Source organism: Synechococcus sp. BA-120 BA3 (assembly GCF_034931285.1).
Lineage (GTDB): Bacteria > Cyanobacteriota > Cyanobacteriia > PCC-6307 > Cyanobiaceae > Cyanobium.
Map to the genome: position 1 here is coordinate 1 of NZ_JAYGHZ010000302.1, position 9,116 is coordinate 9,116.

Genomic DNA, 9,116 nt, shown 5'->3' on the forward strand with positions numbered 1-9,116 from the left:
GTCCACTGATGGTCTTGGTCGAAGTCCCCCACTGGCAGACTGCCCCCATCCGCCGCCTCGCCGTGCCCAGGGGCCACAGCCTCCGTCTCACCGCCGCCGCCGCCGCCGAGCTCTGCCGGCAGGCCGCCGTGGCGGGCACCCCCGGGCTCATGCACCTGGAGCTGGTGGAGGGTGCCTGTGAAGCCTGGGCCATCCGCCTGCGCCCCGGCCACCTGTCCGGCACCCCCGTGGCCCGCGCCGACGGCATCACCCTCTATTCCCCCGGGGACCAGCTGCCCCTGCTCCAGGGACTGCAGCTCGACTACCGGGGCGACCTCAGCGGCGGGGGTTTCCTGGTGCGCTCCGGGCCAGGGGTGCGCAGCTGCGCCTGCGGGGCCGCCTTCAGCCGCGAGACATGAGCGGGACGACGACGAAGTAAGGTGTCGGATTGTCGATACGGTCGGACGTCCGACCTGTCCACCCAGAAGTCCCCACCGAGCAGCACCCGGCCCTCGATGCCCACTATTCAGCAGCTGATCCGCACCGAGCGGCAGCGTCTCACCCGCAAGACGAAGTCGCCCGCCCTGCGCGCCTGCCCCGAACGGCGTGGCGTCTGCACCCGGGTGTACACCTCCACCCCGAAGAAGCCCAACTCGGCGCTGAGGAAGGTGGCCCGCGTGCGCCTCACCTCCGGCTTCGAGGTGACGGCCTACATCCCCGGCATCGGCCACAACCTCCAGGAGCACTCGGTGGTTCTGATCCGCGGCGGCCGCGTCAAGGATCTGCCCGGTGTCCGCTACCACATCATCCGCGGCACCCTCGACACCTCCGGGGTCAAGGACCGGCGTCAATCCCGCTCCAAGTACGGCGCCAAGACACCGAAGGCCTGAACCTCCGCGCCACCGGCTCTCCGCGGCCGACTCCTTCCTCTCCCGCTTTTTCTCCCTCCGTTCCATGTCCCGCCGCAACGCCGCCGAGAAGCGCCCGGTTCTCCCGGATCCCCAGTTCAACAGCCGTCTGGCCTCGATGATCGTGGCCCGGCTGATGAAGCACGGCAAGAAGTCCACGGCCCAGCGCATCCTTTCCGATGCCTTCACCCTGATCAACGAGCGCACCGGCGCCGATCCCCTCGACCTGTTCGAGACGGCGGTCCGCAACGCCACCCCCCTGGTGGAGGTGCGGGCCCGTCGGGTCGGCGGCGCCACCTACCAGGTGCCGATGGAAGTGCGTCAGGAGCGGGGCACCGCCATGGCGCTGCGCTGGCTGGTCAACTTCTCCCGGGCCCGCAACGGCCGCAGCATGGCCCAGAAACTGGCCGGCGAGCTGATGGACGCGGCCAACGAGGCCGGCAGTGCCGTCCGCAAGCGGGAGGAAACCCACAAGATGGCCGAGGCCAACAAGGCTTTCGCCCACTACCGCTACTGAGCGGCCCCGGGGGCCGGATCCCTGGGCTGATCCGGTTCCCCCAGACCTGAGCGATCACCGGTCTGTAGAGTTACGCCCGTTTTTTGTCGACCCACCCCCGGAGAACTTTCCCGTGGCCCGCGCCTACCCCCTGGAACGCGTCAGAAATATCGGTATCGCCGCTCACATCGACGCGGGCAAGACCACCACGACCGAACGGATTTTGTTCTATTCCGGCGTGGTCCACAAAATGGGCGAGGTGCACGATGGCGCCGCCGTCACCGACTGGATGGAGCAGGAGCGCGAGCGGGGTATCACGATCACCGCGGCTGCCATCTCCACCAGCTGGAAGGACAACCGGATCAACATCATCGACACCCCCGGCCACGTCGATTTCACGATCGAAGTGGAGCGCTCGATGCGGGTGCTCGATGGCGTGGTCGCCGTGTTCTGTGCCGTGGGAGGCGTCCAGCCCCAGTCGGAAACCGTCTGGCGCCAGGCCGACCGCTACAAAGTGCCCCGGATCGTGTTCGTCAACAAGATGGACCGCACCGGCGCCAACTTCCTCAAGGTCTACGAGCAGATCAAGGATCGCCTCAAGGCCAACGCCGTGCCGATCCAGCTGCCGATCGGTGCCGAGGGCGATCTCAAGGGCATCATCGACCTGGTGCGCAACAAGGCGATCATCTACACCAATGATCTCGGCACCGACATCCTCGAAGAGGACATCCCCGCCGACATGCAGGACGAGGCTGCGGAATGGCGCCAGAAACTGATGGAGTCGGTGGCCGAAACCGATGAGGAGCTGATCGAAGCCTTCCTCGAGAACGGCGAGCTCACCCAGGAACAGCTGATGCGCGGCATCCGTCTCGGGGTGCTCCAGCACGGCATGGTGCCGATCCTCTGCGGCTCCGCCTTCAAGAACAAGGGTGTCCAGCTGGTGCTCGACGCGGTGGTCGACTATCTGCCCGCCCCCGTCGACGTGCCCCCGATCCATGGCCTGCTGGCCGACGGCAGTGAAGCCACCCGCCCCTGCGACGACAGCGCCCCCTTCAGCGCCCTGGCCTTCAAGGTCATGGCCGACCCCTACGGCAAGCTCACCTTCGTGCGCATGTACAGCGGGGTCCTGCAGAAGGGCAGCTACGTGCTCAACTCCACCAAGGACAAGAAGGAGCGCATCTCCCGCCTGATCCTGCTCAAGGCCGACGAGCGCGAGGAGGTGGACGAACTGCGGGCCGGTGATCTGGGGGCCGTGCTCGGCCTCAAGGACACCACCACCGGCGACACCCTCTGCGTCGACTCCGATCCGATCATCCTGGAATCCCTGTTCATCCCCGAACCGGTGATCTCCGTGGCCGTGGAGCCCAAGACCAAGGGCGACATGGAGAAGCTCGGCAAGGCCCTGCAGTCCCTCTCCGAGGAGGACCCCACCTTCCGGGTCTCCACCGATCCGGAAACCAACCAGACGGTGATCGCCGGCATGGGCGAGCTGCACCTGGAGATCCTGGTCGACCGCATGCTGCGGGAGTTCAAGGTGGAGGCCAACATCGGCGCCCCCCAGGTGTCCTACCGGGAAACCATCCGTGGCAGTGCCAAGGGTGAGGGCAAGTTCGCCCGCCAGACGGGCGGCAAGGGCCAGTACGGCCACGTGGTGATCGAGATGCAGCCCGGCGAGCCGGGTTCAGGGTTCGAGTTCGTCAACAAGATCGTTGGCGGCATCGTTCCCAAGGAGTACATCGGTCCGGCGGAAGCCGGCATGAAGGAAACCTGCCAGTCCGGCGTGATTGCCGGTTTCCCGATGATCGATGTCAAGGTCACCATGGTGGACGGCTCCTATCACGACGTCGACTCTTCGGAGATGGCGTTCAAGATCGCCGGTTCCATGGCCTTCAAGGACGGCGTCAAGAAGTGCAACCCCGTACTGCTTGAGCCGATGATGAAGGTTGAGGTCGAGGTCCCCGAGGATTTCCTCGGTTCGGTCATCGGCGACCTTTCCTCCCGCCGTGGTCAGGTCGAAGGGCAGTCCGTCGACGACGGACAGTCCAAAGTCCAGGCCAAGGTGCCTCTGGCCGAAATGTTCGGCTACGCCACCCAGCTCCGATCCATGACCCAGGGTCGGGGTATTTTCTCGATGGAGTTCAGCCATTACGAGGAAGTTCCTCGCAATGTGGCGGAAGCCATCATTTCCAAGAATCAGGGCAATTCCTGATCTTTCTTTCCATCCAACCCACCCCCCCGATTCTTTCCTTCCATGGCACGCGAGAAGTTCGAGAGGAACAAGCCTCACGTCAACATCGGCACCATCGGTCACGTTGACCACGGCAAGACCACCCTCACCGCCGCCATCACCAACGTGCTGGCGTCCCAGGGCATGGCCAAGGCCCAGGCCTACGACGAGATCGATGGCGCCCCTGAGGAGAAGGAGCGGGGGATCACGATCAACACGGCCCACGTCGAGTACGAGACCGAAAACCGTCACTACGCCCACGTGGACTGCCCGGGCCACGCGGACTACGTCAAGAACATGATCACCGGTGCCGCCCAGATGGACGGCGCCATCCTGGTGGTGGCCGCCACCGACGGCCCCATGGCCCAGACCAAGGAGCACATCCTGCTGGCCAAGCAGGTGGGCGTGCCCGCCCTGGTGGTGTTCCTCAACAAGAAGGACATGGTCGACGACGAGGAGATCCTCGAGCTGGTCGAACTGGAGATGCGTGAGCTGCTGAGCAGCTACGACTTCCCCGGCGACGACATCCCCGTGATCGCCGGCTCCGCCCTCAAGGCCCTCGAGTACATCCAGGCCGGCAAGAAGGCCGTGCGCGGTGAGGACGAGTGGGTCGACAAGATCCTCGACCTCATGGATGCGGTCGATGAGTCCATCCCCGAGCCCGAGCGCGAGATCGACAAGCCCTTCCTGATGGCCGTCGAAGACGTCTTCTCCATCACCGGTCGGGGCACCGTCGCCACCGGTCGTATCGAGCGCGGCAAGGTGAAGGTCGGCGAGACCGTCCAGATCGTCGGCATCCGCGACACCCGGGAAACCACCGTCACCGGCGTGGAGATGTTCCGCAAGCTGCTCGACGAGGGCATGGCGGGCGACAACGTCGGCCTGCTGCTGCGCGGCATCCAGAAGGAGGACATCGAGCGCGGCATGGTGCTGGTGAAGCCCAACTCCATCAAGCCACACACCAAGTTCGAAGGTGAGGTGTACGTCCTCAAGAAGGAGGAAGGCGGCCGCCACACCCCCTTCTTCGCCGGCTACCGCCCGCAGTTCTACATCCGCACCACGGACGTGACCGGCCAGATCACCGCCTTCACCGCCGATGACGGCTCCAACGTGGAGATGGTGATGCCCGGCGACCGCATCAAGATGAGCGCCGAGCTGATCTGCCCGGTCGCCATCGAGCAGGGCATGCGCTTCGCCATCCGCGAAGGCGGCCGCACCATCGGTGCCGGCGTGGTGTCCAAGATCGTTCTGTGAGGCTGATCTAGCCTGTTAGAGGGGCGTCCCACCACGGTGGGATGCCCCCTTCCGGAACCGTCGGTTCCTCCGCACCTCGACAACCCGTTTCCGCGGCACTTCCGCCGCCCATCAGCCGCCCTTCGCCCGCGTTTCCCTTCCGATGACCGCCTCCATCCCCCAGCAGAAGATCCGCATCCGCCTGAAGGCCTTCGATCGCCGCATGCTGGATCTCTCCTGCGAAAAAATCATCGAAACCGCCGATCACACCGCTGCCACGGCCATCGGCCCCATCCCCCTGCCCACCAAGCGCAAGATCTATTGCGTGCTGCGCTCGCCTCACGTCGATAAGGATTCCCGTGAGCACTTCGAGACGCGCACCCACCGCCGCATCATCGATATCTACAGCCCCAGCTCCAAGACCATCGACGCCCTGATGAAGCTCGACCTTCCGAGCGGTGTGGATATCGAAGTCAAGCTCTGATGCCGATGGGGGCCACGGGGCTTCGCCGGACTGGTCGCTCTCCCTAGGATCGCGATACACCCCGCGTGGCCCTGGTTGATCCTTCCGCCCCCATCCTCCGAACGCCCCTTCCCCCCTGCCGCCAGCGGCATCCTGCTCGCGTGACTGACCTGGCCGTCAGGGAGTTGCCCCTGTTCCCCCTCCCCGATGTGGTGCTCTTCCCCCAGGAGGTGCTGCCGCTCCACATCTTCGAGCCGCGCTACCGCATGATGCTGCGCACCGCCATGTCAGAGGACAGGCGCTTCGGCGTGGTGCGCTGGGATCCCCAGAGCAAGAAGATGGCGGAGGTGGGCTGCTGCGCCGAGATCCTCCACTGCCAGGTGCAGGACGATGACCGCAGCAACATCGTCACCATGGGACAGCAGCGCTTCCGGGTGCTCGACATCGTCCGCGACACCCCGTTCCGCGTTGGCGTGGTCAGCTGGATCGAGGACACGGTGAGCGAAAGCCACGAGGAACTCGAGACCCTCACCAACGACGTGACCCGGGCCCTGCGCGACGTGGTCGACCTCACCGGCAAGCTGATCGGCAAGCCCTCCTCCCTGCCCGCCGATCTGCCCGATCTGCCAAGGGAGCTCTCCTTCTGGATCGGCGCCCATCTCGGCGGGCCGGTGGCCGACCACCAGCAGGCCCTTCTGGAGATCACCGACACGGGCGAACGCCTGCGCCAGGAATACGAACTGCTCGACCAGACGCGGCGCCAGCTGGCGGCCCGCACCGTCCTCAAGGACACCTTCTCCAGCCTCGGCGACGGCAGCAGCGAGGCCTGATCCATGCCGAGCCTCCTTCCGGGCAGCGCCCTGCTGCCCCTCCTCCTGACTGGGGGTGCCCTGACCGCGGTTGTGGCCGCCCTGCTGTGGCAGCGCCGCTCCCGGGCCTATCTTTCGCCGGCCAGCGTGGCCGCCGCCTACGACCGCTGGACGGATGATCGTCTGCTGGAGCGGCTCTGGGGTGAGCATGTGCACCTGGGCCACTACGGCGATCCCCCGGGAGCCCGGGATTTCCGCGCCGCCAAGGCCGCCTTCGTCCACGAACTGGTGCGCTGGAGCGGCCTCGACCGACTGCCCCCCGGCAGCCGGGTGCTGGATGTGGGCTGCGGCATCGGCGGCAGCGCCCGCATCCTGGCCCGCGACTACGGCTTCGAGGTGCTGGGCATCAGCATCAGCCCGGCCCAGATCGCCCGGGCCCGGGAGCTCACCCCGGCCGACCTCCCAGGCTGCCGCTTCGCCGTGATGGATGCCCTGGCCCTGGATCTGCCGGACGGGGGCCCCGCGTCGGGCTTCGATGCGGTCTGGAGCGTCGAGGCCGGCCCCCACATGCCCGACAAGCAGCGCTACGCCGATGAGATGCTGCGGGTGCTCAAGCCAGGCGGCTGCCTGGCCGTGGCCGACTGGAACCGCCGGGACCCCAGTGTCGCCCCGATGAACCGGCTGGAGCGCTGGGTGATGCGCCAGCTGCTCGACCAGTGGGCCCACCCGGAGTTCGCCAGCATCCCCTCCCTGCGGCGGAATCTGGAGACCAGCCCCTGGAACCGGGGCCTGCCGATCAGCACCGCGGACTGGACCGCCGCCACCCAACCCTCCTGGGTGGATTCGATCCTTGAAGGCGTGCGCCGCCCCGGGGCGGTGCTGGGGCTGGGCCCCCGGGCCGTGGTTCAGGGGCTGCGGGAAACGCCGACGCTGCTGCTGATGGACTGGGCCTTCCGCAACGGCCTGATGCAGTTCGGCGTCTTCCGTGGTCCGGTGCCCGGGGCGGGCTGACTCAGTCGGCCTTCTCCTCGGCGGCGAGGTTGGTGAGGGGATAGGCCCCGAACAGGGCCAGGTGCTCGCAGAGGGGGGTGAGGTCGGCGATCGCCCCCTCCAGCGGCGCGGCCCCCTCGGGAAGCTCGAGATCAACGAAGAAGATGTATTCGCCCATCTCCCGCTTGGACGGACGCGACTCGATCCGGCTCATGTTCAGCCCCTGGCGGGCGAAACAGCCCAGGGACTCCAGCAGGGCACCGGGCTGGTTGGAATGGAGCGAGAACGCCAGGCTGGCATGGGGGCCCCGGTGGGAGCGCTCGCCGCGACGCAGCAGCAGGAAGCGGGTGCAGTTGCCCGGCACATCGTTGATCGGGTGGGCCAGCACCTCCAGGCCATGCTCGGCAGCCGCCTCCAGCGAGGCGATGGCACCCCGGAAGCGGCTGCCCCGCACCAGCCGGGCCGCTTCGGCGGTGGAGCTGGTGGGCAGCTGCAGGGCCTGGGGCAGGTGCTCCCCCAGCCACAGGCTGCACTGGGCCAGGGCCTGGGGGTGGGAGAGCACCTCGCTGATGGCATCGAGGGGGCCCGTGCCCACCAGGGCATGGCGGATGGGCAGCACCAGGGCCCGGGCCACCGCCAGGTCCGGGTGCTCCCAGAGGGCATCGAGGCAGCTGGTGACCCCCCCCTCGACGGAGTTCTCGACCGGGACCACCGCCAGATCACAGTCGCCGTCGGCCAGGGCCCGGATCACGGCGCGGATGCCCTGCTGGGGGATGAACGCCACAGCCTCGAGGCCCTCCAGGGCCGCCAGTCGCTGTGCCGCCTGCTCACCGTAGGTGCCGACGGGACCGAGAAAGGCGAGGCGCATGGCGGAGGGGCCGGTCAGTGGTGATCGGTAGGATCATGGCCTGCCGGCCCGCAGGCCATGTCCCTGGCCTTCAGCGCCAGCCAGCAACTCGACCTTCCGGTGGCCAGCGAGGCGGATCGCCTGCCCGCCTACCTCGACGATGAGCAGCGGGTGGTGCAGGCCCTGCTCGACCCCACCCAGCTCGAACCCCTCGGCCCCGGCCGCTACCGCTACACCGTCAGCCAGGTGCGGGTGTTCCAGCTGAAGATCCAGCCGGTGGTGGAGCTCCAGGTGGTGCGCCGCCAGGGGCGGCTGGAGCTGGAGGCCCTCGACTGCCAGCTGGAGGGCCTTGGACTGGTGGAGGACTTTCGCCTCGGACTCTGCTCCTGGCTCGCCGCCGCCGACGGCGGCCTGACCGGTGAAGCCAGCCTCTCGGTGACGGTGAGCCGCCCCACCCTGCTGCAGCTGATCCCCCCCAAGGTGCTGGAGGCCACGGGCCGCTCGGTGCTCGGCGGCATCCTGCTGGGCATCAGAACCCGGGTGAGTCAGCAGCTGCTGGGGGATTTCCAGCGCTGGTGCCGATCGACCTGAGAAAGCTGCGGCGGTGCAGGGGGGTGGGTCCGAGCCGCTGGATCGCCTCCCGGTGCTGGCGGGTGCCGTAGCCGGCGTGGCGCTCCAGGCCATAGCCGGGGTGGCGCAACGCCAGGCGCCGCAGCAGGGCATCCCGCTCCTGCTTGGCGAGCACGCTGGCGGCGGCGATCGCGGCACAGCGACCATCGCCGCCCACCAGAGTGGCCTGACGGCCTGGCCAGCCCCGCAGGGGCAGCACCCCGTCCACCAGCAACAGCCGGGGGGGGCGGGCCAGCCGTTGCAGGGCCCGCAGCATCGCCCATTCGGTGGCCTGGCGCACTCCCCAGCGATCGATCTCACCGGCGCTCGCCTGCCCCAGGGCCCAGGCCAGGGCATGGTGGCGGAGCAGGGGAACCAGGGCCTCGCGGCGTCGGGCGGTGAGCTTCTTGCTGTCGTTCAGGCCCGCCGCCGCCAGGGGTGCCAGGGCCGTGGCCGGCAACACCACCGCCGCCGCGAACACCGGCCCGAACAAGCTGCCCCTGTCCCTGATACACATCTCCCAGCCCACGAGACGCCAGGGGGTATCGTATGCCG

11 protein-coding genes are annotated in these 9,116 nt (G+C 67.8%); 9 read left to right on the forward strand and 2 right to left on the reverse strand.

From position 1 onward, the window contains the following. The first annotated feature begins 62 nt into the window (after window positions 1–62). The 8 genes from VB737_RS12390 to VB737_RS12425 all read left to right on the forward strand — a co-directional run bounded on the left by VB737_RS12390 (window position 63) and on the right by VB737_RS12425 (window position 7,126). Entirely contained in the window at window positions 63–398 is a 336-nt protein-coding gene (locus VB737_RS12390) for an AIR synthase (protein ID WP_500313372.1), read from the forward strand. Between the two features lie 96 nt (window positions 399–494). Then, complete coding sequence (gene rpsL, locus VB737_RS12395) at window positions 495–869, forward strand: 30S ribosomal protein S12 (RefSeq protein ID WP_015109448.1); 375 nt, start codon at window positions 495–497, stop codon at window positions 867–869. Between the two features lie 64 nt (window positions 870–933). Next, the gene (gene rpsG, locus VB737_RS12400; protein ID WP_015109449.1) at window positions 934–1,404 is read left to right on the forward strand and encodes a 30S ribosomal protein S7; all 471 of its coding nucleotides are present in this window, start codon (window positions 934–936) and stop codon (window positions 1,402–1,404) included. A 112-nt stretch (window positions 1,405–1,516) separates the two neighbouring features. After that, a complete protein-coding gene (gene fusA / locus VB737_RS12405) occupies window positions 1,517–3,592 on the forward strand; it encodes an elongation factor G (RefSeq protein ID WP_500313365.1) in 2,076 nt (691 codons plus the stop codon). A 42-nt stretch (window positions 3,593–3,634) separates the two neighbouring features. Beyond that, window positions 3,635–4,864: an elongation factor Tu gene (tuf, locus tag VB737_RS12410; protein WP_015109451.1), complete on the forward strand. Its 1,230-nt coding sequence runs from the start codon at window positions 3,635–3,637 to the stop codon at window positions 4,862–4,864. 142 nt (window positions 4,865–5,006) lie between these two features. Then, on the forward strand, window positions 5,007–5,327 hold the full coding sequence (gene rpsJ / locus VB737_RS12415; RefSeq protein WP_015109452.1) for a 30S ribosomal protein S10: 321 nt from the start codon (window positions 5,007–5,009) through the stop codon (window positions 5,325–5,327). A gap of 140 nt (window positions 5,328–5,467) precedes the next feature. Next, a complete protein-coding gene (locus VB737_RS12420; protein ID WP_500313367.1) occupies window positions 5,468–6,136 on the forward strand; it encodes an LON peptidase substrate-binding domain-containing protein in 669 nt (222 codons plus the stop codon). 3 nt (window positions 6,137–6,139) lie between these two features. Next, on the forward strand, window positions 6,140–7,126 hold the full coding sequence (locus VB737_RS12425) for a methyltransferase domain-containing protein (RefSeq protein WP_500313368.1): 987 nt from the start codon (window positions 6,140–6,142) through the stop codon (window positions 7,124–7,126). A 1-nt stretch (window position 7,127) separates the two neighbouring features. Here the strand turns inward: VB737_RS12425 and pheA are convergent, their stop codons facing one another. Beyond that, window positions 7,128–7,973, reverse strand: a complete 846-nt coding sequence (pheA, locus tag VB737_RS12430) for a prephenate dehydratase (RefSeq protein ID WP_500313370.1) — start codon at window positions 7,971–7,973, stop codon at window positions 7,128–7,130. Between the two features lie 57 nt (window positions 7,974–8,030). On the opposite strand from pheA, the gene VB737_RS12435 reads away from it, so the two are divergent. After that, window positions 8,031–8,543 (forward strand): DUF1997 domain-containing protein, encoded by a 513-nt coding sequence (locus VB737_RS12435; protein WP_500313371.1) that lies wholly within the window; start codon window positions 8,031–8,033, stop codon window positions 8,541–8,543. Here VB737_RS12435 and VB737_RS12440 read toward each other — a convergent pair. Beyond that, window positions 8,482–9,078 (reverse strand): ribonuclease HII, encoded by a 597-nt coding sequence (locus VB737_RS12440; RefSeq protein ID WP_500313374.1) that lies wholly within the window; start codon window positions 9,076–9,078, stop codon window positions 8,482–8,484. The genes VB737_RS12435 and VB737_RS12440 overlap by 62 nt on opposite strands. Window positions 9,079–9,116: the final 38 nt, after the last annotated feature.